Source organism: Alicyclobacillus fastidiosus, assembly GCF_026651875.1.
Taxonomy (GTDB): domain Bacteria; phylum Bacillota; class Bacilli; order Alicyclobacillales; family Alicyclobacillaceae; genus Alicyclobacillus; species Alicyclobacillus fastidiosus.
In genome coordinates this window covers 190,531-215,564 of the sequence record NZ_CP104067.1, presented here as the reverse complement: position 1 = coordinate 215,564, position 25,034 = coordinate 190,531, and the positions used below count along the sequence as shown (strand labels likewise).

25 protein-coding genes are annotated in these 25,034 nt (G+C 56.1%); 6 read left to right on the top strand and 19 right to left on the bottom strand.

Annotated elements, in window-relative coordinates:
• The first annotated feature begins 14 nt into the window (after window positions 1-14).
• Entirely contained in the window at window positions 15-320 is a 306-nt protein-coding gene (locus NZD89_RS00935; protein ID WP_268006010.1) for a hypothetical protein, read from the top strand.
• A gap of 11 nt (window positions 321-331) precedes the next feature.
• On the opposite strand, the gene NZD89_RS00930 is transcribed toward NZD89_RS00935, so the two are convergent.
• The 3 genes from NZD89_RS00930 to NZD89_RS00920 all read right to left on the bottom strand — a co-directional run bounded on the left by NZD89_RS00930 (window position 332) and on the right by NZD89_RS00920 (window position 3,744).
• Complete coding sequence (locus tag NZD89_RS00930) at window positions 332-1,888, bottom strand: PAS domain S-box protein (protein WP_268006009.1); 1,557 nt, start codon at window positions 1,886-1,888, stop codon at window positions 332-334.
• Between the two features lie 144 nt (window positions 1,889-2,032).
• Entirely contained in the window at window positions 2,033-2,713 is a 681-nt protein-coding gene (locus NZD89_RS00925) for an exonuclease domain-containing protein (protein ID WP_268006008.1), read from the bottom strand.
• 8 nt (window positions 2,714-2,721) lie between these two features.
• Window positions 2,722-3,744: a putative nucleotidyltransferase substrate binding domain-containing protein gene (locus NZD89_RS00920; RefSeq protein ID WP_268006007.1), complete on the bottom strand. Its 1,023-nt coding sequence runs from the start codon at window positions 3,742-3,744 to the stop codon at window positions 2,722-2,724.
• Between the two features lie 198 nt (window positions 3,745-3,942).
• Between NZD89_RS00920 and glnA the strand changes: the two genes are divergently transcribed.
• Window positions 3,943-5,286 (top strand): type I glutamate--ammonia ligase, encoded by a 1,344-nt coding sequence (gene glnA, locus NZD89_RS00915; RefSeq protein WP_268006006.1) that lies wholly within the window; start codon window positions 3,943-3,945, stop codon window positions 5,284-5,286.
• 116 nt (window positions 5,287-5,402) lie between these two features.
• Here glnA and NZD89_RS00910 read toward each other — a convergent pair whose 3' ends face one another.
• Window positions 5,403-6,692 (bottom strand): ammonium transporter, encoded by a 1,290-nt coding sequence (locus NZD89_RS00910; protein WP_268008356.1) that lies wholly within the window; start codon window positions 6,690-6,692, stop codon window positions 5,403-5,405.
• A gap of 298 nt (window positions 6,693-6,990) precedes the next feature.
• Between NZD89_RS00910 and NZD89_RS00905 the strand changes: the two genes are divergently transcribed.
• The gene (locus NZD89_RS00905) at window positions 6,991-7,176 is read left to right on the top strand and encodes a hypothetical protein (RefSeq protein ID WP_268006005.1); all 186 of its coding nucleotides are present in this window, start codon (window positions 6,991-6,993) and stop codon (window positions 7,174-7,176) included.
• Window positions 7,177-7,237: 61 nt separating this feature from the next.
• On the opposite strand, the gene solA is transcribed toward NZD89_RS00905, so the two are convergent.
• Window positions 7,238-8,386: an N-methyl-L-tryptophan oxidase gene (gene solA, locus NZD89_RS00900; RefSeq protein ID WP_268006004.1), complete on the bottom strand. Its 1,149-nt coding sequence runs from the start codon at window positions 8,384-8,386 to the stop codon at window positions 7,238-7,240.
• Window positions 8,387-8,741: 355 nt separating this feature from the next.
• On the opposite strand from solA, the gene NZD89_RS00895 reads away from it, so the two are divergent.
• A complete protein-coding gene (locus tag NZD89_RS00895) occupies window positions 8,742-9,950 on the top strand; it encodes a L,D-transpeptidase family protein (RefSeq protein WP_268006003.1) in 1,209 nt (402 codons plus the stop codon).
• 27 nt (window positions 9,951-9,977) lie between these two features.
• On the opposite strand, the gene NZD89_RS00890 is transcribed toward NZD89_RS00895, so the two are convergent.
• Window positions 9,978-10,511, bottom strand: a complete 534-nt coding sequence (locus NZD89_RS00890; protein ID WP_268006002.1) for a hypothetical protein — start codon at window positions 10,509-10,511, stop codon at window positions 9,978-9,980.
• Between the two features lie 314 nt (window positions 10,512-10,825).
• On the opposite strand from NZD89_RS00890, the gene NZD89_RS00885 reads away from it, so the two are divergent.
• Both NZD89_RS00885 and mctP read left to right on the top strand, forming a co-directional pair.
• On the top strand, window positions 10,826-11,035 hold the full coding sequence (locus tag NZD89_RS00885) for a DUF3311 domain-containing protein (RefSeq protein WP_268006001.1): 210 nt from the start codon (window positions 10,826-10,828) through the stop codon (window positions 11,033-11,035).
• 38 nt (window positions 11,036-11,073) lie between these two features.
• Entirely contained in the window at window positions 11,074-12,585 is a 1,512-nt protein-coding gene (gene mctP, locus NZD89_RS00880) for a monocarboxylate uptake permease MctP (RefSeq protein WP_268006000.1), read from the top strand.
• Between the two features lie 124 nt (window positions 12,586-12,709).
• On the opposite strand, the gene NZD89_RS00875 is transcribed toward mctP, so the two are convergent.
• The 13 genes from NZD89_RS00875 to NZD89_RS00815 form a co-directional block, all read right to left on the bottom strand.
• Complete coding sequence (locus NZD89_RS00875) at window positions 12,710-13,276, bottom strand: DUF1003 domain-containing protein (RefSeq protein ID WP_268005999.1); 567 nt, start codon at window positions 13,274-13,276, stop codon at window positions 12,710-12,712.
• A 245-nt stretch (window positions 13,277-13,521) separates the two neighbouring features.
• Complete coding sequence (locus NZD89_RS00870; RefSeq protein ID WP_268005998.1) at window positions 13,522-14,277, bottom strand: LamB/YcsF family protein; 756 nt, start codon at window positions 14,275-14,277, stop codon at window positions 13,522-13,524.
• A gap of 1 nt (window position 14,278) precedes the next feature.
• Window positions 14,279-15,280 (bottom strand): 5-oxoprolinase subunit C family protein, encoded by a 1,002-nt coding sequence (locus tag NZD89_RS00865; RefSeq protein ID WP_268005997.1) that lies wholly within the window; start codon window positions 15,278-15,280, stop codon window positions 14,279-14,281.
• Window positions 15,277-15,996: a 5-oxoprolinase subunit PxpB gene (gene pxpB, locus NZD89_RS00860; RefSeq protein ID WP_326492902.1), complete on the bottom strand. Its 720-nt coding sequence runs from the start codon at window positions 15,994-15,996 to the stop codon at window positions 15,277-15,279. The genes NZD89_RS00865 and pxpB overlap by 4 nt, the downstream gene beginning before the upstream one ends.
• Window positions 15,997-16,043: 47 nt before the next feature.
• Complete coding sequence (pcp, locus tag NZD89_RS00855; protein ID WP_268008354.1) at window positions 16,044-16,703, bottom strand: pyroglutamyl-peptidase I; 660 nt, start codon at window positions 16,701-16,703, stop codon at window positions 16,044-16,046.
• Window positions 16,704-16,753: 50 nt separating this feature from the next.
• The gene (locus tag NZD89_RS00850) at window positions 16,754-17,710 is read right to left on the bottom strand and encodes a DUF979 domain-containing protein (protein ID WP_268005996.1); all 957 of its coding nucleotides are present in this window, start codon (window positions 17,708-17,710) and stop codon (window positions 16,754-16,756) included.
• The gene (locus tag NZD89_RS00845) at window positions 17,707-18,414 is read right to left on the bottom strand and encodes a DUF969 domain-containing protein (RefSeq protein ID WP_268005995.1); all 708 of its coding nucleotides are present in this window, start codon (window positions 18,412-18,414) and stop codon (window positions 17,707-17,709) included. The genes NZD89_RS00850 and NZD89_RS00845 overlap by 4 nt, the downstream gene beginning before the upstream one ends.
• A gap of 15 nt (window positions 18,415-18,429) precedes the next feature.
• Entirely contained in the window at window positions 18,430-19,224 is a 795-nt protein-coding gene (locus NZD89_RS00840) for an IclR family transcriptional regulator (RefSeq protein ID WP_268005994.1), read from the bottom strand.
• Window positions 19,225-19,428: 204 nt separating this feature from the next.
• On the bottom strand, window positions 19,429-20,253 hold the full coding sequence (locus tag NZD89_RS00835) for a sugar phosphate isomerase/epimerase family protein (protein WP_268005993.1): 825 nt from the start codon (window positions 20,251-20,253) through the stop codon (window positions 19,429-19,431).
• Window positions 20,201-21,250, bottom strand: coding sequence for an N-acetylglucosamine kinase (locus NZD89_RS00830; RefSeq protein ID WP_268008353.1), 1,050 nt, complete (start codon window positions 21,248-21,250; stop codon window positions 20,201-20,203). Before NZD89_RS00830 ends, NZD89_RS00835 begins: the two co-directional genes overlap by 53 nt.
• 72 nt (window positions 21,251-21,322) lie before the next feature.
• Window positions 21,323-22,303, bottom strand: coding sequence for a Gfo/Idh/MocA family protein (locus NZD89_RS00825; protein WP_268005992.1), 981 nt, complete (start codon window positions 22,301-22,303; stop codon window positions 21,323-21,325).
• Window positions 22,300-23,310, bottom strand: a complete 1,011-nt coding sequence (locus tag NZD89_RS00820; RefSeq protein WP_268005991.1) for a Gfo/Idh/MocA family protein — start codon at window positions 23,308-23,310, stop codon at window positions 22,300-22,302. The genes NZD89_RS00825 and NZD89_RS00820 overlap by 4 nt, the downstream gene beginning before the upstream one ends.
• Window positions 23,311-23,683: 373 nt before the next feature.
• A complete protein-coding gene (locus NZD89_RS00815; RefSeq protein WP_268005990.1) occupies window positions 23,684-24,898 on the bottom strand; it encodes an ROK family transcriptional regulator in 1,215 nt (404 codons plus the stop codon).
• Window positions 24,899-25,034 lie beyond the last annotated feature (136 nt).

The window sequence follows — 25,034 nt, the reverse complement described above, 5'->3', positions numbered from 1 at the left end:
GAGGGATAACGCAGATGACAAGCTTGAACACACCAGATGGCGCACCTCACTTCACGGCCGAAGTTGAGGCGGCGTTGGCCGCACTGGTAGGGGAGATGAAAGGCACAGCACCTGTTCAGATGTCCACCCTAGATGGCGTTGTACCTGCGTGGGAAGTTCGGGTTGGCAGCCAGAGCGCACGCGTCAATCTATACGACGTCGAACAGCGTCGAAGTGTGCCCACGGAGAGCACCCCCGGTCTCAATGAGCTGCGAAGTACTCGCGAGGCAGTGCGCCATTGGTATCGGGAGACGTTCACCGACGAGTCGCCGATCCAGTGAGGAGTGCATCGTCACTCCTCCCACGCGCCATTTGTTCCAGTGCGCACCTCTACGATCTCAGCCACCGGCAACCGAATTTTCACGGCCGTCCCTCGGTGGGTGGAACTCGTGATGTCGATATCGCCGCCGTGATCGCGGACGATTTTGTAACTGACCATCAGTCCAAGGCCTGAACCCTTCTCTCGCGTCGTGTAGAAGGGCTCACCGAGATGCTTGATGCGCTCCTGGTCGATACCCACACCTTCATCCTGAATACAAATACGCACCGTCTCGCCATCGACGTCCACAAAGAGGTGAACGCGCCCTGCATCAGGCATGGCTTCAATCGCATTTTTGACGATGTTGATAAACACCTGTTTGATTTGCGTAGCCACAACGAGCACGTCGACTCGGCGCTTCACGGGTTCCAGTAGAAGCTCCACATTCTGCATGAGTGCCTGAGCGCGCAGCAAGTTGACCACATCTTGAAGCAACAGAAAAATGTCGTGCCGTTTAAACTCCGCATGCTGCGGTTTCGCGAGCAGAAGAAATTCCTCGACGATGGCCTCGATGCTGGTCAACTCAGAGAGCACGATCTCCGCGTAGTACGACTGCTTGTCCGACGGCTCCTGCAGCATCTTCGTAAACCCCTTGATGGCTGTGAGTGGGTTTCGAATTTCGTGGGCGATGCCTGCGGCGAGTTGTCCAGCAAGCGCCAGTTTTTCATTCTTGCGCGACTCCTCTTCCATTTTGATCCGCTTAGTCAGATCTCGAGAGACGACCACCACGTTGGAGATGGTGCCATCCGTGTCGATGACCGGACTGATATGCGTGTCAAAAAGGATATCCGTTCCGTCACGGTGACGGAGGCGATAGTGGGTTTGCAGAAGCGCCTTGTGTTCGAGAATCCGCTCTCTATCTCGCAACGCGATATGCCTGTCCTCTGGAGACACCAACATGAGAGTGGATCGACCCTCGAGCTCCTCGGGCAAGTAGCCGAGCAACGCGGTGTGCGAGGGGGAAGCGTAGCGTATGCGCAAGGCGCTATCGACAATGCGAATCAAGTCGGCGGACGATTCTGCGATCAAGCGATACATCTGCTCGTTTTGGCGCAAGGTGGTCTCGGCCCTCTTCAGGTTTGTGATATCCACACAAGATGCGATGACCTCCTTCACCCTGCCGTGTTCGATAATCGGTCTCAGTGAAGCAAAGTACCACACGCCATTGAGACATCCCTCGTACGACGTCACCTGCCCTTGCCACGCGAGTTCGTAATGGCGCTCCTTCTCCTTCACATGCAGCGCGTCCGGAATCACTTCTCCTAGGGTACGGCCCACAAACGTTTTCGAATCATAGCCAAGTTTGTGCACCAGTTCGCCTTCGCAGAGGGTATGAATGAACTTGCCATCGACCTTGACGAACTTAAACACCATACCCTGTTGCTGGCGAAGCGTGGCGCGCAACGTGTGGCGGGTCGCTCGAATTCGCCTCAACAGGTTACGCTGTAAGACGATGAGGATTGCAACGAGGACGACCACCCCAGCACAACACCCCCAGCCAGCCAGCATTAATGTGAATTGTAGCGTCATGACGACTGAACCCCTTGCAATTAGACTTCGCTAGTCATTCTACGCAATTCAAACCCAACCCTTTGGAGTGCGCTTACATCAAGACCAAAGCCGTGTGCGGCCTCTCCCGGATCCAGCAAGCGAAGGTGCCACCATTCTATCACGCTACCCCATGGCGCGCGCACTCGCCCAGTCGATGACGTCGGACACCGTACGCAGACCAAGCTTCTCACATAACACGATTTCGCGCCGCCACACCTCCGCGGTCATCCGGACATCCTCGTCTGCCCGATGGCGCCCATGAATCGGGACGTCCAACCACACGCACGTCTCATCCAAGGTCGGGGTGCGCGGCAATCTGCCCAGCGCTTGCGCGACCACCGCCGTGTCGATGACGATAGGCCGAAGCCGCAGCCTCCACAACTGGCGCGCGTGCCTGCCGAGAAAAGACAGCTCGTGGCGTGCGTGATGAGCAATCCACACGCGGTTGAGCGCCAACGACAATGCCGCTTGCAACACTTCCCGCAGATCTTTACCGCCTTCCACGACTTCGGGCGAGAGCCCCGTCAAGTCCCATATCTTCGCTGGAACCACCGAGATGTCCGGGTGCCTGACAAATTGATAGATGAAGTCCGAGAACTCGTCGGCCCCTTTCATACAGCCGGCCGCGAGAGACAGAATGAGATCGGTCTGCGCCGAGAAGCCGCTCGTTTCGATGTCGATGACAAAGTAATCGACATCTCGTAACGGCGACTCCCAAATTCGAGCAGTACTGGGTGCGGCCGTAGGTGCCAAACTTCGCTCGCTGCCGTCTTCTCCTCGATTTGCCCCGCGAAACCACTTCACGCTTTCTCTCACCTCGGCTTCCGAAAGGTGCGGTGCACCAAACGTTCCAACTCCCGTGCCGTGTGTAAATGTTGCGCTGCAAGCACTCGCTCGTCCTCAGACAACGCCGACCACAAAACGTGCTCCTTGTGTGATCCCTTGCCGAGGGCGTCGCGAATTTGAGCCATCACTCGCAGTTTCCAACCGAATGCGAGCGCCCGCTGAACGCGGCTGACGAGTGACGGCGCTAACCACCCGCCTCGCTCCAACTCCTTTAGTCTCTCCCCTGTGCCGAGCTGCCCGATCCGATAAGTCAAGGCCAACAGTCGAATAGAGTGGATGATCGGGCTGATGAGGCCTTCCTTGATCGGAAGGACCTCCACGTCGTCGACGCGCTCTGTCTGAACGTGGCCGAGCAGCGACAGCGAAACAGTCTTGTGAATCCCAAGATGGGCCATTTCCCAGCGAATAAACGGGGAATTGCAAATGCCATTTCGAGCGAGATCCGAAATCTCCGACCACCCGTCGAAGGAAAACAGCGGGCGCCCGTCCACGACCATGAACAAGTACCTGGTATTCTCCCAATCGGGGTAGGCGAGGTATTGATGGATTCGCCGCGCAAAGTCCTCCGTCGATCCTATCCACCGTGGGTTCGTCCCCATGACAAAACCCTGGCAAGGCGGAAACCCAAAATCATTCATACCTCTGATAAAGTCATGTAGATAATCCATTACGGTTGCAGCGTCCACTGAACCAGTCGTGACGATGGCGTAGTCCAAATCACTGTAGATCAAGTCTTCGCCGCGGCCGCCGGATCCGAACCGGATGTAGTGAAGATGTGTTCGAATCTCTTCCGGAAGATAATAGGACCAACCTAGCTTCAATGCCTGTTCACGTATCGGCTGAAACGCGTCTAACCACGCCTCTATTGATTTACCTTCCAAAAACCACGCCAAAGAAACCTCTGCTACTGCTTCAAGCCACTCTCTGCGCCTACGTTGTCCCTCTGGTACGGCCAACCATGTCCGGTCGAATGGTGGGAAGGCAACCACGCGGAAACCCTCATTTCTCAACACAGTCTATCTCGCATAACGTGCAACCGACCCACATGGTTGCGGATATCATAACACGTTTGAATCATTTGAATATGGTGATCTACTTCTTCGTCGCATATCATAATAAGATAGTACGCAGAAATGTTTCGGGTTTCCTCGCAATGAACACTCTCTGCTCATGTGGAGGCTACACGTATGAAAAACAATATCGCCAAGGCAGACATCCTTAGACAAGCCTTCCAAGACGACATCCGCTATGTTCGACTGCAGTTCACGGACTTGCACGGCACCCTGAAAAACGTTGAAATTCCCGTGAATCAGCTGGCAGAGGCACTGGATGGCAAGATCATGTTTGATGGATCATCCATCCACGGCTTCGTTCGGATCGAGGAGTCGGACATGTATTTACAGCCGGATCTGTCGACCTGGTTGATGCTTCCGTTTTCGCCTGACGGCATTAAAATCGCGCGACTGATTTGTAACATATCCCTACCCGATGGCACGCCGTTCTCGGCGGATCCACGCGGCATCCTGCAACGCGTCATCCACGAGGCAAAGGAGCTGGGTTTTGACGAATACCGTATCGGCGTGGAACTCGAATTTTTCCTTCTGAAACTAGATGATCGCAAAAAACCGACTGTGCAACCGAATGACCAGGGTGGATATTTTGACATCGCGCCAACCGACGCCGGGGAAAACTGTCGCCGCGATATTGTCCTCACGCTTCAGCAACTGGGCATCGCCGTCGCTTCCTCTCACCACGAAACGGCCCCCGGCCAACACGAAATCGACTTGCACGCCGCCGATGCCCTGACGGTCGCCGACCACATCACCACGTTAAAAATGGTCGCGCGAACGATTAGCCGCATACACGGCCTGCACGCGACCTTTATGCCAAAGCCCCTGCAGGACGAAGACGGCTCGGGCCTACACTGCCACCTGTCGCTCGGGAGAAGCAAAGAGAACGCGTTCTACCACGTGGGCGACCAGTACCATTTGAGCCCTGTCGCACGTTCGTTTATCGCGGGTTTGCTGTTCCACGCCCCAGCCATCACGGCCATCACGAATCCTCTGGTCAATAGCTACAAGCGGCTGATTCCTGGTTACGAGGCACCCGCCTACACGTTCTGGTCCACCAGCCATCGAATGCCGTTCGTGCGCGTTCCAAGTGCGACGGATACGCCAACAGACACGCAGATTGAACTCCGGTCACCGGATGCGTCCTGTAATCCGTATTTGGCGTTCGCCGCCATTTTGAAAGCTGGGCTAGATGGCGTATCGAATCGGATGTGCCCGCCGGATCCGATTCACCATTCGCTTGTGACGATGTCGGAAGACGAGCGATTTCAATATCAGATCACGCCGCTTCCCACAAGCCTGGAACAGGCCATCGAAGCTTTGGAAGAAAATGAAATCATCCAGGACGCACTTGGGATGCACGCCTTTTCACACTATTTGCAGGCGAAGCTCTGGGAGTGGGAGCAGTACCGCAAAACCGTCCACCCATGGGAGCTAGATCACTACTTGGAACGCTATTAACTCATAGCGAGAGGCCTGACACGTCGGCCAGGCCTCTCCTTTTTTCTATATAATCCGCTCTATCCCCTAACCCTGAACTGTGTGTCTGCCACTTCACAACCCGGTTCGCATGACGTTTATTTGCCACCGGACAACGGCATGGTGTGGTCCCCGAACAATTTGGTCATCTCACCAGGCGCAAGCGATTCTGGATAGGCCGATTCGTTGTGCAACGCGACATCGAGCCCCATAATTTCCTCTTCCTTCGTCACGCGCAACCCCATGACCAAATCGACGACCTTGAGCAGGATGAACGTCCCGACGCCGGAGAATACCCACGTCGCGGCCACACCGACGAGCTGAATAAGCAACTGGTGTGGGTTCCCGGCAAACAATCCGTTCGATCCCGACGAATTGACGGCCGTCGTCGCGAACAGCCCGGTTGCAATTGCGCCCCACGTACCACCGATACCGTGACCACCGAACGCGTCCAAGGCGTCGTCGTAGCCGAGCTTTTGCTTCATAAAGGTGGAAGCGAAGTAACAGATGGCCCCACCCAGAAGGCCGAGGATGATGGAGCCGCCCGGTGTGACAAAACCCGCAGCCGGCGTAATGGCTACGAGGCCTGCCACCGCGCCGGCACATGCACCGATGAGCGTGCAGTGCCCGGTGTGAATCCGCTCGACGATCAACCAGCCAATCGAAGCTGCGGCTGTCGCGGTATTCGTCGTCAGAAAGGCCTCTGCGGAGAGGAAGTTCGCGCCGAGTGCACTACCTGCGTTAAACCCGAACCAACCGAACCACAATAGCGCCGTGCCCAGAAGCACAAACGGGACGCTGTGTGCCTTGATGGAGGCCGACCCGTGCTCCGCGCGCCGCCCGAGGTAAATTGCGGCTACCAAGCCCGCGACACCGGACGAGATGTGTACTACTGTACCACCGGCAAAGTCGAGTACGCCAAGTTTGTGCAACCAGCCACCTGCACCCCAGACCCAGTGAGCCAGTGGGTCGTAGATGAAAGTCGCCCAGAGGACGATGAACACCACAAACGCGGAGAATTTCACGCGTTCCGCCAATCCGCCGACGATGAGCGCCGGGGTGATGATGGCGAACATCATCTGGAAGATGCTAAACACCATGCTCGGTATGGTCCCCGCGTAGTCTGTATCTGGAGCCGCACCGACGCCGTGCATCATGAACCACTGCAACCCGCCAATCATCCCGTGAACGTCCGGACCAAACGCGAGACTGTATCCAATGATCACCCACTGCAAAGAGACGATTAGAATGACTGCAACCACTTGAAGCATTGTCGTGATGACGTTTTTAGCCCGAACGAGTCCACCGTAAAAAAACGCCAAGCCTGGGGTCATCAGAAGGACTAGTGCGGAAGAGGCCAATATCCAAGCCGTATCCCCTGAATCAATTTTTGTCGTCGTGTCAGCAAAGCTAACACATGGAACAAGAAGCACGCCCAACAAAGCACTGAAAAACACGCCTAATTTCGTCTTGAGAGTGTACTTCATCTGCTTTCCCCCACTCCATTACATTAAATTTTCTTATAAGACTACTGGTGAGGGGATGGAACGTCAATAAATTATGTCATGATTCCTTACATGATGAAAAATAAAGTGTCGTCACAGGTCAAGTCGACAGAGTTGGACGTGGGATCTCAGCCCTCTGGCGCTCCCCGGTCGATGACACGTCTCTATATGGATGAATCAGGTGGAGTCAGGAGACGCTACAGGCAATACGTCGAGCGAGAACGAGGTGATGATCTTGGCAGAGCGCAATCAGTCCCAGGAAAAGGCCGTGTGGGAGGCGTATCTGAAAAAATGTGAGCAGGATGGGACAAAGCCGTCTGCAAAGGACTTTGCGGCGTGGGCTAAATCGCTGTTGGCGAACCTCTGACACGTCAGCGCCGACGGTGCTGCGCATTCGGGCGAACAGAGCCGGGGCACCAGAGGCCGCCTCAGCACGGCCTCTGGAATCGTTGTATCGAAAATCGGGAAATATCGTGAGTCGTGCTGCCCTGTACCGATAATTCCGCTAAGATCTCCCCGATGACGCTCGCAAACTTAAAGCCATGCCCGGAAAATCCAGCCGCGATGACGACGTGGCTGTGATTCGGATGGGTGTCCACGATGAAATGCTCGTCAGGCGTCAACGTGTACAAGCAGGTTTTGCCGGCTCGCAGCGCACCGCTCGCCTGTGGCATAAACGTCGATAAAAAACCTCGAAGCTCGCCCTCGTCCTCCGGATATGCACCAAACGTGCGATTCATCGTCTCGACGTCAGCCACCAAAAGGCCGCCGTCGTGGCGTCCGACCTTAACGCCAGAGCCGTCGAAGCTCGGAAAGCCGTAGTAGAACTCACCGGCGAGATCGAAGGTGAAGGCGGGGAATTCGGACGATGCAAACAGCGTTTCGTCACTCGCAAACCACCCGACCGTCTTGCGAACGGGCTGCAGTGGGAGATTGAGCCCTGTGGCGCGCAGCACCTGCGGCGCCGCGGCCCCCGCACTCAGAATGAGCTTGTCCGCTGAAAATGTGCCGTGGTCCGTCGCCACCACAACGTGGTTCGGGTGAATGATGACGTCTTCCACGCGCGTATTCGGCAAGACCGTCATGCCCGCTCGCGTGCCCACATCGCGAAAGGCGCGGATGCAGCGCTCGCTGAACAACACGCCAGAAGTCGTTTCGAGGCACCCCATGTACCCCTCGGGAATTCGGAGCCCTGGCAGGCGGCGTATCATCTCGTCGCGGGATAAGACCTCCAGTGGCAGGGAAAACAACTGCGCACTTTCGATGACCTCGGCAAGAAAGGCCGCCCCCTCTGAGCCGACCGACAGGACGCCCGTGTTCGCAAACAACGTCTGTCCCGACGCCTCCTCCAAAGACGCCCACAAGGTTTGTGCGCGCAGCGCGAGCGGGACATACTGCCTTCCCTCGCCGTAGGCGTGACGAATAATCCGCGTGTCGCCGTGGTGGCTGCCGAGCGCGTGAGGGGGATCGTGCGCGTCAATCAGCAGTGCGCGCACGCCCTGTTGCGCTAAATAGCACCCGGCGGCCATCCCCATCGATCCCGCCCCGACCACTACGACATCGTAATTCTTCTCCATCTGGAGCATCCTCCATCCCGTCTTCGCTTCCAATCTCGCGAATTTGTTAAGTATTTCGACAGATAGCGTTGTGAATCGGGTGTCACACTTTGTCGACGCCGCACCTCGATGGCCGGGCACCGTTCCTGCATCCAGAGGCTACGGCGTCAGGTCTCGCGCACATTCCGAGACGGTGAATGCAGCGCAACAGCGTGGCGCGACTGAGTGGTTTATAGAATATTCCATCCACTCCACCTTTCGACAGCATATGACCGGTGACTCATGCTAGACTCTCAGCGAAATCATCGAATTCATCGATCGCCCTCCCCATCGCCGGGACCGCGTTCGCCACGTTCACGTTAAAGAGGTGCAACAGATGAACTTACAATCGCTTCACAAAGTTCTACTCGCTTCTTTGTCTATGGCATTTATGCTGGTCCCGGGCCGGATCACGGAACAGCACGTCATCCCGAATATCACCGTCGTCGATGCCAGTACGGCCGAAATTCCCGCGACGACGCTAGATATTCACCGTACCACGCATCTTCACGTGATGCCAGTGGTGGAAGACAAGGTCTCGGCGCAGAGCCCCCCGACCATCTCCATCGGTGCCACAGGACAAAGTGCCTTGTGGCTGAACGAAACCCTCGCGGCGCTCGACTACCTGCCGCTGACCCTCACCCTCCCAGAGCCCGCGGCGACGGGTGGAAGTGCATCTTTGGCCGGATCGACAACAAAGGCCAAGCCTCCGGCTTCCACCACACCTGCGAATTCCACGTCGTCGTCGGCGGCGGTGAACAGGTCTCCCGCCAACGCCACAGCAAGTGCGTCGGCCACCGCGGCAGGCCCTGCATCCGACGCAACGGCGACCGCGAACACCACGGCGTCCATCGACGCCGCCGCTTCACCCACGTCAAAGTCGACGACCACTACGGCGGCGAAGCATAGCACGAGCGCACCGGTACCATCCTTAGCGGCGACGCTAGCTTTGCAGTTTCATACCGGCGCGTTCAAGCCGGTGACTGGAAAATGGAAGTGGAACGGTTCGTATCCGAGTTCCCTCGAACGGCTTTGGAACCCAAATGCCGCAACCGTGATTACAGAGGGCGCCATCATGCGCTTTCAGGCGGATCACGGCCTCGCAGTCGACGGTGTTGCCGGCCCAAACGTATACCGCGCGTTACAACAGGCGCTCACCAAAAAGTCGCTGGCTGCTCACCCATACACGTATGTGACCGTCTCAAAGGCTTCGCCTGAGCATCTCGACGTCTGGCAAAATGGGCGCAAGGTGTTCTCGAGCCTCGCCAACACCGGCATTAGCGCAAGTCCGACGCCGAATGGTACGTGGCCAGTGTACTCGCGCCTGCTCTCACAGACGATGCAGGGAAAAAATCCGGATGGCAGCACCTATCATGATCCGGGCGTTCCCTATGTAAACTATTTTTATCAAGGGTGCGCCATTCACGGGTTCCCACGGTCCTCCTATGGAAGCCCACAAAGCCTCGGATGTGTCGAGTTGCCCTTCGCGGCAGCCCAGACGGTGTACGGCCTGATTGGTTACGGGACCCTCGTCACAGTTGCCTAGGGAGGGAGAACGAGCCCTTTCAAGTCGTCAACGCGGCAGTTTATGATAGAACGCGCAGTCGCGGCCAGACGAATTCCAGTAGGTCATGTCCTGTTCGATGAGAAACCATTTGATGAGACGTATGATCAGGTCTGCTGGATATCCGACGCCTGCGAATTTCGCGCACAGCGTTTGAAGTCGCTTCTCTTTAAACTCGCGACAGGCGTACACGGCGTCGACAAACTCCAGAAACTTCTGAAACTGCTTGGGATTCGCCTCTCGTTTGAGTTCCAAATCTCGATAGACGTCCTCGTATTTTGGAGTTTTGGATTTGCCGAATCGATGACCTTCGACTTCAATTCGAAAATCGTTGCCGTTGCGACGGCCTGGTCGAACAATCCAGATGGTGCTGCCGTCCTCCATCGTCTCGACGCAGTATCGATAACGCGACGTCTTCTCCAATTTCCCGGTACCTGGCTCTTCGTTGGCAAAGTAGAGAAGGAGTCGCTTCCGAATGGCGGTACGGTCGAGATGGTTGCGAAAAGGCTGAATATCTACTTCTGTATGGTGATATAGTGCCAACGTGCGCTGCTCCATTCTAGCGTTTCAAAGTACATTGCTGCAGATATACATGTCATTGTAGCGACGCCTTCGGGCGGTGTCCATGCCGCGAGTCCATCGAGGCTGTGGAATGCCATCCTGCCTCACCTCAGCACGGTTCGATACAGTATCTGAAACCGCATACATTTAGTTTTGACATTTTTATGAATGTTGATAAAATCTTATCTACCTATTAATTGTGAGTTCTGTGGTCAATTCGCCGCATCGTGTAGCCAACGTGTCAGCGGCGCATGAACTCACGGACAAGACAACCTAAGGAGAGAGGAGGCCAGCAAATGGAGAATACGACACCGAAGAAAAAGGGCAGCCCATGGTGGTACTTGTTGATTCTCGTCCCCCTCATCGGGACGTTGTTCCCCGCGTTTTATTCTTCCGTGTCTCCACAGCTCTGGGGAATTCCCTTCTTTTACTGGTACCAGATGTTGTGGGTCATCATCAGTTCCATCGTCACGGCAATTATGTACTGGATGTTAAAAGAATCATAAATACAGATACAGCTTGGTGAGAGGGGATCCTCAACGCAATGAAATGGGCTGCGCTCGTCGTGTTTATTCTCTTTTTTCTACTCGTAACGATCCTCGGATTTGTCGCCGCCAGGTGGCGAAAGGGCGACTTGAGCCACTTGGAAGAATGGGGCCTCGCGGGAAGGCGCTTCGGCACCTTAATTACGTGGTTTCTCGTCGGCGGCGACCTGTACACCGCCTATACGTTTATCGCGGTCCCAGCACTGATGTACGGGGCTGGCGCACTTGGTTTTTACGCCGTTCCCTATACCATCGTCGTCTACCCAATTTTCTTCATGATCCTGCCCCGTTTCTGGTCGGTCGCAAAGAAGCACGGATATGTAACCGCTTCCGATTTCGTACAGGGCCGCTTTGGCGATAGACTCCTCGCGCTCGCCATCGCCTTGACGGGCATTGTGGCGACCATGCCCTACATCGCCTTACAACTCACGGGCATGCAGGCCGTGTTGGCGGCGATGGGCATCGGCGGCGAGTGGCCGCTCATCGTAGCATTCATCATCCTCGCGCTGTACACCTACACGAGTGGGCTGCGGGCGCCGGCGATGATCGCCGTGGTCAAAGACTTGATGATTTACATCACCGCCATCGTGGCCATCATCGTGTTGCCAATCAAACTCGGCGGGTTCGGCCACATCTTTCACAGTGCCCAAACGGCCCTGGCAAGTACAACGCCGCCTGGCTCGTTTGTCGTTACGCCGGCGCAGTTCTCCGTGTATGGAACGCTGGCGTTCGGTTCTGCTCTCGCCCTGTTCCTCTACCCACACGCGATGACCGGCGTGTTTAGCGCCAACAGTCGCAACACGGTCAAGCGCAACATGGCATTGTTGCCAGCTTACTCATTTGCACTCGGTATCATCGCATTGCTCGGATTTATGGCGCTGGCAGCTGGCATTCATACAAAGACGACCTCCGCCGCCGTGCCGCTGTTGTTCATCAAAGAGTTCCCAGGTTGGTTTGCAGGCTTCGCGTTCGCGGCCATTGCCATCGGTGCGATTGTCCCCGCGGCCATTATGTCCATCGCTGCGGCGAACCTCTTCACCCGCAACATTTACCGCGCCTACTTCGTCAAGTCGGCCACACCGCAGCAGGAGGCGAAAGTAGCGAAGGTCGTGTCACTCATCGTCAAACTTGGCGCGCTCGTCTTCATCATCGGGTTCCCGCAGCAGTACGCCATCAGCATGCAACAAGTTGGCGGAATTTTGGTGCTGCAGACGTTGCCGGTACTGATTTTCGGCCTATACACGCGGTGGTTCCACCGCCGGGCACTGCTTCTCGGCTGGCTGGCAGGAATTCTGTATGGGATCTACATGTGGGCGACGACCGGTTATAAGTCCACCACCTACGTCCTCCACCTCTTCGGACATTCGATGCCCGCATACGCCGCCATTTGGGCACTCATCTTGAATATCGTCGTGACGGTCGTGTTTACGCTCGTATTCAGCGCACTGAAAGTGGGCCGTGGCGAAGATAAGACTTCGGCCACCGACTATCACGTCGAGGCAAGCGTGTAACGCCCTGCATAGAGACCGCGCGACCTGCGGGCCGCCGATCTATGATTACCGTTTTGTCCAATGAACAAGGCCCTCCATCGTCATCGGTTGACGGATGGAGGGCCTCAAGTGATCTAAGCAGCACTCATGGTTGTTGTCTCTCGTTGCGCCGTTCATCTAAGAAGACGAGCAGTTGCTCGATTTTGTATAACTTGCCTTCAATTCTGTGCAGATGGCTCTGCATGTCGTCGATTTCCTGCTCCGCTTTGTAGTTGATCGCGAAGTCGATCAACGACTCGTGCTTATCCCTCGCCGCCTGTCGATTTTGACTCATCATAATGATGGGTGCCTGAAATGCCGCTATGAAGGATAGGCACAAATTTAATAAGATAAATGGCGGGCGATCAAAGCGAAGTGAATGCGTCAACCACAACGTGTTCCACAGCACCCACAGCGCAAGGACTCCCGCAAAGATCAGGATAAACGCCCAACTGCCGCCAAACGACGCAATCCTGTCGGCCAGCCTATCCGGCCACTTCGTGGCGTTCACGTACGCCTCGTCCAAGTGCATCATGATTTGACTCTCGTAATTGTCGACAAGTCGGTCGATCCGCTTGGCGTCCCCCTCGTTAATCGGGATGTCGAACCCCTCAAACGTGGACGTGTCCTCTAACCTGTCTTGCGGTTTTACGTAGAAATTCCGTTTTCCCATGCGTTCAACTCCTCGTCTTTCCGGGGAATCGAACACACCAGAATCCCTACGTGTATCGCACGCAGTGCAACAAAAGGGCATTCGGATGGTGAGACAATTCCCCGTTCATTCGTTCAGGTCCAGGCATACTGTCCAAGAGCCCATCTCCTTCTGCACACATTTGCGCACCTTCATCTTATTCACGATTTCACACTATAGCAAGGGTTTTTATCCAGATAAGTGCCGACCACTTGCCAATCCGCTACTCATACCGCCTGTACGGATATCTCATTTTGCTCCAACACACGGCGAATTTTTTCGGCGAACTGCAGTGCGTGTGAGCCATCGCCGTGGATGCAAACCGTATCAGCCTGGATGTTGACCACGTCCCCCTGCTGCGATCTGACGACGCCCTCTTTCACCATCCGAACGACTTGGTCGACAGCAGACTGGTCATCGGAGATCATCGCGTTCGGCTGCGTTCTCGGAGTCAGGGACCCGTCCGCCTGATACGTCCTGTCCGCGAATACCTCGCTCGCCGTGCACAAGCCCACGGAAATCCCCGCCTTCACGAGTTGGCTGCCAGATAAAGCGAATAAAACCAGTTGTGGATCGACATCGTGAATCGCTTTCGCAATCGCCTGCGCCAGGACCTCGTCGCGCGCTGCCATGTTATACAGTGCACCGTGCGGTTTTACGTGCCGCATCGAGGTTCCTTCAGCCGCGCAAAAGGCATGCAGCGCACCAATCTGATAGACCACCATGTCGTACGCCTCTTGAGCCGTGACGGCCATGTTGCGGCGTCCAAAGCCAATCAAGTCCGGAAGTCCCGGGTGCGCGCCGATGGCCACACCCTTGGCAGCCGCAAGCTCGACGGTACTGCGCATATTCGCTGGATCGCCAGCGTGGTAACCGCACGCGATGTTGACCGACGTGACGTAATCGAGGATTTTTTCATCCTCGCCAAGTCGATACGCGCCAAAGCTCTCGCCCATGTCACAGTTCAAATCGATGTGATACATCTCATCGCTCCCAACTATCTTCAATCGCCATCTTCAACATCAAAAACTCTTTCTGTCGCGTGCCGAGGATGGATTGCGCTTCCCCGACAGTCGTCTCCGTGAAGCCCACCTTCGCCCCCGGTTTCAGTTGGGCCAGAACCGGGATGTCGGCCGTAATGACTTGCGCGATGCGAGGGTAGCCACCCGTCGTCTGCCTATCCGCCATCAGCACAATCGGCTTCCCATCGGCCGGCACCTGAACCGTCCCCCACGTGACAGCGCTCGAGATGAGCTGCCGTGGTTCCACCAACGACAGTGAGGGGCCATCCAACCGATAGCCCATCCGGTCGGACTGAGGGTTGACGATGTACTGGTTCGACGCAAAGGCCCGCTGGCTCGACGAGGTGAAGAGATGGTACTCTGGTCCACGTACGACCCGTACCACTGGCGCATCGGAATAGGCGGGGAAGAGACTCGGACTCACGCACCATCCGGTCGTCGCGAAGGTGCCATCGGACAACGCCTCTACAAACCTCTGCATTCGCTTTTGTACGGGTGTTTTGATCTCGCCAATCGGCAATTCATCGCCGCTCTGCAGCGCGCGGCCACAGTGACCGCCAATCCCCGCGCGCAGGTAGGTGCTCTTACTGCCGAGCACCAGCGGTACATCAAAGCCGCCTGCCACTGCCACATAGGCCCGACACCCTGCACGTGGTCTGCCGAAATGGAGCGTGGCGCCCTTCCTCGCGAACACCGGGCGCCACTGCGGGATTGGCTGTCCATCCAGTTGGGCAGACAGATCTGCACCGCAAATGGAAATCCACACGTCTTTCTGCATCTCGAGCGTCGGCCCCTGAAGGGTCACTTCGAGCCCTGCTTCATCCTCGTCGTTCCCGACCAGAAGGTTCGCCGTCCGCAGTGCAAACGGATCCATGGCCCCACTGGCGATCACTCCGTACTTTTGATAGCCAAATCGACCCGTATCTTGGATGCTGGTATGCGCACCTGCCTTAAGCACTCTCATAAGGTGTCACCACGAAGTTGTACGTCTTTGTCCTGTGCCAATTCTCGATACTCTGCCGGCGTGATAGGCATGAACCGAACGCTGTACCCAGCCCGCAACAAACAGGGCGGACAAGCGCTTGGCTGAAACAGCGGCACAGGGCTCCTGCCAATCAGTTGCCACCCGCCCGGGGTCTCGATAGGGTAGATCCCCGTCTGATCTCCTGCGATTCCAACAGATCCGGTTGGAATGCGAACCCTCGGCGTCGTCAGGCGCGGCGTGGCGATGCGCTCCGACAGTCCGCTTAAGTACGGGAACCCCGGAGCGAATCCAATCATGTGAACTTGGTACAGCGGGGATGAGTGAATGCGAATGACATCCTCTTCACTCATCCCATGGTACTGCGCGACAAATTCCAAATCAGGTCCAAACTCGCCGCCGTAACACACCGGGATTTCAACAGTGCGCGCCGGGGGAGTCGCCTGGTCGTCGAGTTGCAGCAGCCGGTCCATCACCTGTCTCTGCACATCCTCGTACGAGAGGACGACTGGATTGTAGAAAATGGACACGGTCGTGAACGCGGGTACGTATTCAATCATGCCGACAAACGGGGAGTCCGCCAGGCATCGCCCAAACGCCATCACCGCGTCGTGCGCAACAGCGCCAATCGAATCGCTAAATTGCACCACCAAAACGGAGTCACCGAGCGCATACAGCGTGATGTCGTCCAACTGCACAAGGCTCCCCCCATTCGTTACAACAAGTCATCTCCGACCATCACGCCTTAACACTCCGTCCCAGCTGCGATGACCAAGTCGGTCGTGTGGAGCGCCGTCGTCGTGATGGCAATCTCCAACGCCTGGACGATCTTCTCCAAGGACATGCTCGAGGCCTCCTTGTCAACCACCTGTTCAGGAAGAAACGGAATGTGCACGAATCCGCCGCGGATAGTTTGGTACTTCGTGCTAAGCAGATGCATCAGCCCGTAAAAGATGTGGTTGCACACGTAAGTACCTGCCGTGTTCGATACGGACGCCGGGATGCCTGCGGCCTGCAGCGATTGCACGATGCGCTTCACAGGCAAGGCAGTCCAATAGGCGGCCGGGCCGCCGGCCACAATCGGCGTGTCCACAGGTTGCTGGCCCTCGTTGTCGGGAATTCGCGCATCGTCGACGTTGATGGCCACCCGCTCAGGAGTGATGTGATGTCGCCCCCCGGCCTGACCCACACAAATGACGACGTCCGGGCGAGCTTCCTCAATCGCCTTCTCCAGCACTTCGACAGAGCGACCGAAGACGGTCGGGATGGCTTTCGTGCATAGTTGGATGCGGCCTTCTGATGTTTCGAGCGTCCGCCCTTCGAGCCGCTTGACGGCTTCGAGGGCCGGATTGACGGTTTCTCCGCCAAATGGTTCAAACCCAGTTACGAGTACACGTGTATGCATCACATTCCACTCTCCTTGTCGTGAGCATCGCGTCGAGAGTTTCGTTCCGCCTAGAAACGCGCGACCAAGTACATCAAGACAATGTTGACACCTAAGAGGATGATGGCAGTCGGAAATTGGGTACGGATAACGTAATTCTTGTCCTTGAGGTCCAACAGCGCCGCCGGGACGATGTTGAAGTTCGCCGCCATCGGCGTCATCAAGGTTCCGCAGTAGCCCGCGAACATGCCAATCGCGGCAACTTTGTCCGCTTGCACGCCGAAGTGCCCGATGATCAGCGGAAGTGCGATGCCAGCCGTCATCACCGGAAAGGCCGCGAACGCGTTACCCATGATCATCGTGAACAAGGCCATTCCGACACAATATGCGAATACCGCCCAGAACAATGAATGAGCTGGAATCACGTGGTCAACCGCTTTGGCCACCACGTTGCCCACCCCCGCGCTATCGAAGATGGTCCCGAGCATGGCGAGCATTTGGGGAAGCACGGCCGCCCAACCAATCGCCTCAATCAACCGGCGAGACTCTTTCACAGAAGTCAGGGGCGAGCTCTTTGTCATCAGCATGGCGACGACGAGCGCGACCACTGCGGCAAGGCCAAGTGCTACCATCGTAATGTTTGATGGATCCAAGAGGAATTTCCCAGCAATCTTCAGGTCGTTGAGTCCTTCGACACCGCCGACCGTCACCAACGGGATGAGCAGGGCCGGAAGAAACAGCCAGCTCTTGAGCCGCCCGCGGTTGTGGTTGCGCTCTTCACTGGAAGCCTCTCCGTAGCTGCCGGTGCGAACGCCGCCAAACCCCGCGATCGCGACGATGACGAGCACCAGAATACCGATGTAGAACGGCGGGATCACTTTCGCACACATCAGGGTGATGGCGTAGATGAAGTAAAACAGACCCGTTGTTAGCCGGCGTGGGTTTTTCCTGTCAAAAAACGTGTAAATACTCGATAGGAACGTGATGATACCCGTAAAAATATAGACCGACTCAATCGAGATAATCACTGGCTCACAACCTCCTCAGAACCTACGCTTTGCGCAGGTTTTTTACCCAATCTCCGCTTGATGGACTTGTCCAGGAGGTAGAGCCGGATGGCGTGAATCACGAATACCGCAACAGCGGTTGGAATCGCCCACAACCCCATCCGGATTGGCTCGGAGTGAACGTGATTCTGGTCGAAGAAGCCCTTCATGAAAAGTACTGCACCGACGGCGATGAAGATATCTTCGCCGAAGAACAATCCGATGTTATCGACAGCCGCCGAGTGACCGCGGACCTTTTGACTGATGTCCTCCGGCACTTCCCCGTAGGTGGCCTCAATGGCACCCTCCGCCATCGGCACCACCAACGGCCGAACCATCTGTGCGGGGCCGCCGATAGAAGTGATCCCCAAGGCTGCAGAGATCTCGCGAACCAATAAATAAACCGTAAGAATCCGTCCCGCTGTCGCCGCCTTGATCTTGGCGACGAGATGTTCCGCCTGTTCGCGCAGCCCATGGCGTTCCAGGAGCCCGATCACCGGCAGCGTCGCAATAAAGATCGCCATATAGCGGTTCGTTTCGAACGCTTGTCCAAACTGCGTCAAAATACTGTAAATGGACTCGTGCGCAATGAGACCCGTCACAAGTCCGGCAACCGTCACCACAAGCATCGGATTCAACCGCAGGAGAAACCCGACAATGACCACTAATACCCCGATTAATACCACATTCGTCACCACTTTCTATACAATGCTGGGAGTTCCCAAATGACTGGCCGACGCGCCTGGATAGCCGAGAAGTGACGAACATTGTCTGGCGGCATCTTTCACGCGTTGAATGAGCAACGGAAGAACATCGTCCCCAAATCGGGTACTCAGCCCCGCGATGCTCAAGCCAGCGACTATCTCTCCCGTGTGATCGAAGACGGGCGCCGCCACGGCGGACGTGTCGTCCTGCAATTCCGAATGACTGACCGTGTAACCATTTTGCTTTGCCGCATCGAGCGCCCCGCGCAACTCATCGACGTCGGTCATCGTTCCACGACCAATCGGAAGAAGGACAACATTTTGAAAATACGCTTCCTGATCCGCCCGGGACATATAGCTCAGCAAAATCCTCGGACACGCCCCCGCATACATCGGCACGCGCCTGCCAGGGTGTTCGTTGTATATGCGCACCGGGTGGATGGTGTCCACCTTTTCCACGTACACCGCCTCAAATTGGTCTCGGACGATGAGATTTACCGCTTCGCCGACCTGATCGCGCAACTTCTGCATCACGGGCAACGCCACGTGGCGAATACTCAACCTGTCCCTGACGAGGTGCCCAAACTGTAAAAACAGGAGACCAAGCGAGTACTTCCCGGTCTCATCTTTGTCCAAAAAACCCATTTGCTCCAACGATTTCACCATTCTGAACACAGAGGTCTTCGGACTGTCGGTCAGGTGAACCATTTCGTTCAAAGTGAGCCTCTCTCGCTCGAGGAAAAGGTTAAGGATTGTAAGGGATTTCACCACGGTCGTGTTCTGACTGCTCATTCAACACCACCATTCCGTTATTCGGAATAATTGTTCCGAATATTAGTCTTGCGTAAATATTAAGATTTTGTATAGAAATATGCAATATAAAAACGAGATATGGGTAGATTTGTCGAAGGAGGACTGGAAACGCAAACACTCGCGAACAGTCCGAGCCGGTCGCGAGTGTTTGGGAGGCAGATGCTCACAGATTCAAAATAAGCTTCAGCGGCGGCCAAAAATCGTGGTCAGCTGGCGCGACGTATCCGCGGGCAACTGTGTGGAATGAGAAGCATAGGGCGTCAGTTCTGCCGTGACGTACCCGTCGTAGCCAATCTCGACGAGTGCTTGACGAACCGCGTGCCAATCCACATCCCCAGCCAAGAGCGGCACGAAGCCATGGATGTTTCCGACGCTGGTCGAAAAATCTTTGACGTGGACCTTCAGTATTCGCTCGCCCAGGTGACGAATCCACTGCTCCGGGAAGCCAAATTGCAGGACGTTGCCGACGTCGAAATAGACGCCGACGAATTCTGACTGCAGTTCGTCCACATAGCGCGCCATTTCCAGCGGGGACAGCAGGAACTTGTTCCACACGTTTTCGATCCCGATTTGAACGCCCAATTGCTCCGCGTAGATGGCCAAGTCGGCCAATTCCTCCTGGCTTCGTCGATAGCACTCCTCGTAGGGCACCTCTTTCGTGACACACCCCGGAACCACCAGGATGGTCTCTGCCTGAAGCGCTGCGGCCACTTCCAGTTGCTTGCGTACGATGTCGCGCCCGCGACGACGAATGTCGGCATCTTTAGACGATAGCGGTGACTGCCACAAAAGGCCCGTCGATACGCTCTTAAGCTCCAAATCGTGGTCAGCTGCCTGGCGTTTGATCATTCGAACATCCGACTCCACGATGTCCAGCGTGAGTCCCACGCCACCGAGGTCGTTCAAGTTGAGTTCTACGCCGTCAAACAGAGCCATCTGACTCTGCTTGAAAACCTCACTGAGAGATGTGCCTTCTGGAAAACACCATTGATTCACGGCTAGTCTCATTCGACCCTGCTCCTTTCGCAAGTCCCCAAGTCAGCGAGTAGAAGGACGCGGCATTCGACTCGATCTCGTGCCACGGTACGCTGTTCCAAACGCCCTCTGCGTCAGTTCCGTTCACGCGCATCGCCCGTATCACTGCGCCTGTGACCGCTTGGTGCTTCAAGATGACGAATTCCGTATCCGCCATCCGCGCCTTGAGCCGCTCAGTTAGCTGACCCGTGTTCCGAAAGAGTCCCCCGGACAGCACGACGCGTCGGTCGACCCCTGGCAATTGAGTGTACACAGCGTTCACGAGGTCAACGTGCGCGTTTACGGCGCGACCGACAATGTAATCCGCCACAGGGTCCACACCGGCCAAGGCAACTACCTCCTCGGCGAACGAAGCGATTACCGCAACCGGATTCTCCGAGTCGTATATCACCGGGATGAGTCGATTCGGAGAATTCAACTGAAACTTGTTCTGCACAACCTCCCACAGGGCGGTCGCAGGGCCTCGTGCCTCATACGACCGGATGGCCGCCATCAACCCTTTGCGCCCAATGTCGAAACCGCTGCCCTCGTCGCCGATCAGATAACCGTACCCACCGGCTCGCGCCACTTCGCCGTCACTTGACTCACCGACGGCGACCGTGCCGGTCCCACCGATGAGCACCACGCCAGCACGCCCATTTGTCCCGGCAGTCAGTGGTGCCATGGCATCGTTCGTCACCTCTATCGAGGCTTTGGGAAACGACGCAAAGAGCTCAGTAGCCATTTTCTGCGACTGTTCGGGGAGATCGATACCTGAAAGACATGCCGATATCCCGACGACGTCTTCACGAGTTGCTCCGATGCGCTCCAGTGCCTGTTCCGCCGTGCGCACGAGCAGCCCCCGTGCCACGTCCCACCCCACAGATGTTTGGCGCGTGGCTCCCGCCGATACAATTGCGCCATGTTTGGTATCGGTCTGGAATGCGAATACTTGTGTCGATGTCCCACCACCGTCCACGCCAATGTACACACCCAAGACTAGCCCCTCCATTCTCTGCCCTACTCGCTTGCTTGAGGCGTCAGTCGATGTCGTTTAAGTGAATCAACAATTGGGTAACTGGACAGGGCGTTTCGTCCGGGCTGACTCATAAGCAGCCAGTGCCACTTCGACCGCTTTCATCCCGTCTACGCCAGTGGCCAGTGGTTGCGTGTCGTAGCGCACACAGTCAAGGAACGATTGCACCATGTGCAAGTCCGCGTCGTCACCCCAAGGTACCCGGCGAACGCGCAGGTCAGTATCGTCGTAGTGGACGAGGCTCTGGGCGAGGGCGTCAACGGTGACCACGCCGCCTGTCCCGATCACGCGAAGCGTGACATCCCCCCACGTTGGAAACGATTTCGGTCGAGACCAACTCGGGTCGTGCGTAGCGATGACACCGTTCGCAAACGTCAGCGTGAGCAACCCGCAGTCGTCGATGCCCCCCTCGCCAAAGCGGCTGTCGACCTCAGCGTACACCTCCGTCACCTCACTGCCCGTATACCACCGCATAATATCGAGAATGTGCACGGTGTGGTCGAACACGGCTCCGCCTCCGGAGAGCGCCGGATCGACGAACCAACCGCCTGGATTTTGCCCGCGGTTGGTCCCACTCATGGCGAGAATCCGCCCAACACTGCCCGATTCTATCAAGTGCTTCAGGCGCTGCACGGGCGTGCTGTAGCGAATCGGGAACGCGGTTTGAAGCTTCACGCCCGCCTGCTCACAAGCCTTGATCATCCGCCGCGCGTCCTCCACCGTGGTGGCGAGTGGTTTTTCGCACAACACGTGCTTCCCCGCCTCTGCAGCGTCGATGACCATCTGGGCGTGGTTTGCGTTTTCGCTGCAGACAATCACCGCGTCGATGTCGTCATCCGCCAGTACGTCGTGGTAGTCCTTGACGTAAGGCGTGTGGAACTGGCTCGCCATGTCCCGCCCACGCGCTTCATCGAAATCGGAAATGATCAAGTCCACTCCACTCTTCTGTACCGCGTCGGCATAGCTTAGTGCATGCATGTGTGCAAAACTCAAAACCGCGACCTTCACGCTCCGACACTCCCTTCTTCACGACCACTCAGGTAGACTGGTTGACCCGTGCGTGCGGATTCCACCGCTGCTAGGCTAATTTGAAGCGCCCGCAGCGCGTCCTCCGGTTCCACGACACACCGCTTGTTCTCTCGAATACATTCGATGAAGTGCGCGAGTTCTTCGTAGTATGGGGAGTGCAGCAATGGGCTTTCCGGCACCTCGACGACCGACTCAGTGGAGCCTCCCCGCCGCTCGTGCAGGTGGATTGGGACACTCTCTTGGCTGTTGTGGTGAGCCAGCCCCTTGCTTCCTGCCATCTCGACCTCGGTCCGGAATCCGGGGGGAGTGGCCCACGACCCTTCCACGTGTGCGATGACGCCGTTTTTGAATCGGAGTGTGGCAAAGGCGTGATCGAGTCGGTTTGCCTCGTGGCGCAACAGTTGTTTGGCGAACACGCGGTCCACCTCGCCGAAGCACCAGCAAAGGAAGTCGAAGTCGTGAATCATCAAGTCGACAACCAAGGTTCCACTGAGGTGTTCATTGGCATACCAGTCGTTCCACGCATTCGGAAACGCCCCCCCGCGGAAGGTCCGGACCGTTCCGATGTCTCCCAGCCGTCCCGACTGGACGAGATCGTACAGTTTGCGGTACTCGGGGAAGAATCGAACGACCTGCCCGACGAACAGCCGCACACCGTTCTCCTTGCAAGCCTGGATGGCCTCACTTGCGTCCTGTGCGGAGAGCGCCAATGGTTTTTCGCTGATCACGTGCTTCCCGGCTCTCGCCGTCCGTGTGATGTAGTCCTTGTGATAGGGCGTGGGCACGCAAATGTCCACGACGTCCGGGTCTTCGACCATCATTTCTTCATAGGATGCGTAGGCGGTCGTTCCTAAGCGGGTTGCTAATGCCTGGGCCCGTTCCCATTGCGGATCGACAATGCCTAAAAACTCAATGCCCGGCATCGCTGCGTACACTTCAGAATGAACCGTTCCCATCGTACCTGCACCAATCACGGCGACCCTCATAACAACAACTCCCTCTTTGCACAATGTGTTGAAGCGTGGTGGGGACGCCCATGCCAGTTGCGCCCCCTAATGTCAGTCACTCGTCGTTCTGCTGCAAAATGGACTCGGCTTGGTTGGCCGTTGTGTCGAGTGCCTGCTGCGCGGTTTCCCGACCGCCTTTAGTGAATCTAATATGTTGAGAGGACGTTGAGGTGTCCTATGCAACCAATGTCGGTTCAGGATGGTAAACAAGTGAACAGGGTGCTTGGCGAATTCTGACCGATGTCTCGGCAAAATCATGAAGGATGGAGGTAGAATCAGTCATCCAAGCTCAGTTAGTTATTCCAACGACCGAACTATCTGGTGATGAGCCTTCCGTTGCGTTGCTGGCTGGTTACGACGACAGGGAGAAGTGAAACACGTCGTTCAGCGCGACTGCTGCGGCGCCTAGTAATTTATCATCCTCGCCAAGCGAGGTGAATCGAATAATTAAATCGTCGTTGAGGATGTTTAACGCATTGTGCAATACCTGTTCTCTGACCATTTCTAAGAAGTAGTGATTCCCCTGAAATAACTCTCCGCCAAGGATGATGGCACTTGGGTTAAACATGTTGGTCAGCGTGACCAGTCCTGTGGCGAGATAATCTGCGGTTTCCTCGAGGATTTCCGTAGCCACCTTGTCGTGTTGTTCCAAGGCAGTCAGATACGCCTCAGGAGTGATGCGATTCAAGTCACCCTGTATGAGGTCAGTGATGACGGTCGGGATACCCCGGGCGATGGACGCGTAAATCTTCGCGTAAATACTTGGCCAACTAACGTAGTTCTCGAGACAACCTGCATTTCCACACTCACAGCGAATCCCGTTGCGGTCAATCGTGATATGCCCAAATTCCCCGGCTCCGCCCTTTGAGCCGCGAAATACGGAGCCGTTGACGATGGCACCGGCGCCAATACCGTCGCCAATGGTCACGAACAACACGTTGTCCATCGATTCCGCCTGGCCGAGGTCGCGTTCCGCCAAAACGAGTGCATTCGCATCGTTGTCGAACCATACGTCCAGTCCAAATCTCTTCTCGACGATCCCTTTGAAGTCGACGTTATGTAAATACAACTTGGTGTTGTAGAGCAACAAGCCGCGCGCAGCATCGATGATCCCAGGAGCTACAATCGATATGCCGATACATCGAGTCAGGTCCGTGTACCGGGACAGAAAGTCCTCCAACGCGTTCAACATTTTTTCCACGATGGCTTCGCCGAGGCTGCCGTTCATGGGGTACACCTGTTTGGAGCCAATTTCTGCGTCTAAATTGCTCTCTCCTAACACGATGGCGGAATTGCTGATGGAGACGCAGATCAGAAAGTAGTTGTTCGGGCAAAACCGCAGCAATATCGGCTTGCGTCCACCGTTAAACGAGGATTCACCGGAGCCGATTTCCTCGACAAACCCTTCCTCGATGAGGTCGCTGACCGCAGATGTCACAGTTGTGGGACTCACACCTACGCGTTCGGCGATTTTCACTCGCGATATCGGGCCGTTCTTGCGAATCGTGTCCAGGATTAAGTAGCGATTTAATTCCTGCATCAATTTCAAGTCACCCGTCCTCTTCACGGATACCCTCCTCCCCCAGTTAATTATTCCAACGACTTTATTATCGTTGTTATAACATACGTCTCTCGTTCGAGTAAATACTAAAAATTTTAATAATCTGAATTGGCTAGTTTTGGAGAGCGGTGAGTCTACCAAC

Coding starts and splice junctions, on each gene's coding strand:
- NZD89_RS00875 (WP_268005999.1), bottom strand. CDS start 13,276: ATGGGAAAACGGAATTTCTACGTAAAACCGCAAGACAGGTTAGAGGAC.
- NZD89_RS00895 (WP_268006003.1), top strand. CDS start 8,742: ATGAACTTACAATCGCTTCACAAAGTTCTACTCGCTTCTTTGTCTATG.
- NZD89_RS00885 (WP_268006001.1), top strand. CDS start 10,826: ATGGAGAATACGACACCGAAGAAAAAGGGCAGCCCATGGTGGTACTTG.
- pcp (WP_268008354.1), bottom strand. CDS start 16,703: ATGCATACACGTGTACTCGTAACTGGGTTTGAACCATTTGGCGGAGAA.
- NZD89_RS00840 (WP_268005994.1), bottom strand. CDS start 19,224: ATGAGCAGTCAGAACACGACCGTGGTGAAATCCCTTACAATCCTTAAC.
- NZD89_RS00870 (WP_268005998.1), bottom strand. CDS start 14,277: ATGTATCACATCGATTTGAACTGTGACATGGGCGAGAGCTTTGGCGCG.
- NZD89_RS00820 (WP_268005991.1), bottom strand. CDS start 23,310: ATGAGGGTCGCCGTGATTGGTGCAGGTACGATGGGAACGGTTCATTCT.
- NZD89_RS00930 (WP_268006009.1), bottom strand. CDS start 1,888: ATGACGCTACAATTCACATTAATGCTGGCTGGCTGGGGGTGTTGTGCT.
- solA (WP_268006004.1), bottom strand. CDS start 8,386: ATGGAGAAGAATTACGATGTCGTAGTGGTCGGGGCGGGATCGATGGGG.
- mctP (WP_268006000.1), top strand. CDS start 11,074: ATGAAATGGGCTGCGCTCGTCGTGTTTATTCTCTTTTTTCTACTCGTA.
- NZD89_RS00935 (WP_268006010.1), top strand. CDS start 15: ATGACAAGCTTGAACACACCAGATGGCGCACCTCACTTCACGGCCGAA.
- glnA (WP_268006006.1), top strand. CDS start 3,943: ATGAAAAACAATATCGCCAAGGCAGACATCCTTAGACAAGCCTTCCAA.
- NZD89_RS00835 (WP_268005993.1), bottom strand. CDS start 20,253: ATGAGACTAGCCGTGAATCAATGGTGTTTTCCAGAAGGCACATCTCTC.
- NZD89_RS00865 (WP_268005997.1), bottom strand. CDS start 15,280: ATGAGAGTGCTTAAGGCAGGTGCGCATACCAGCATCCAAGATACGGGT.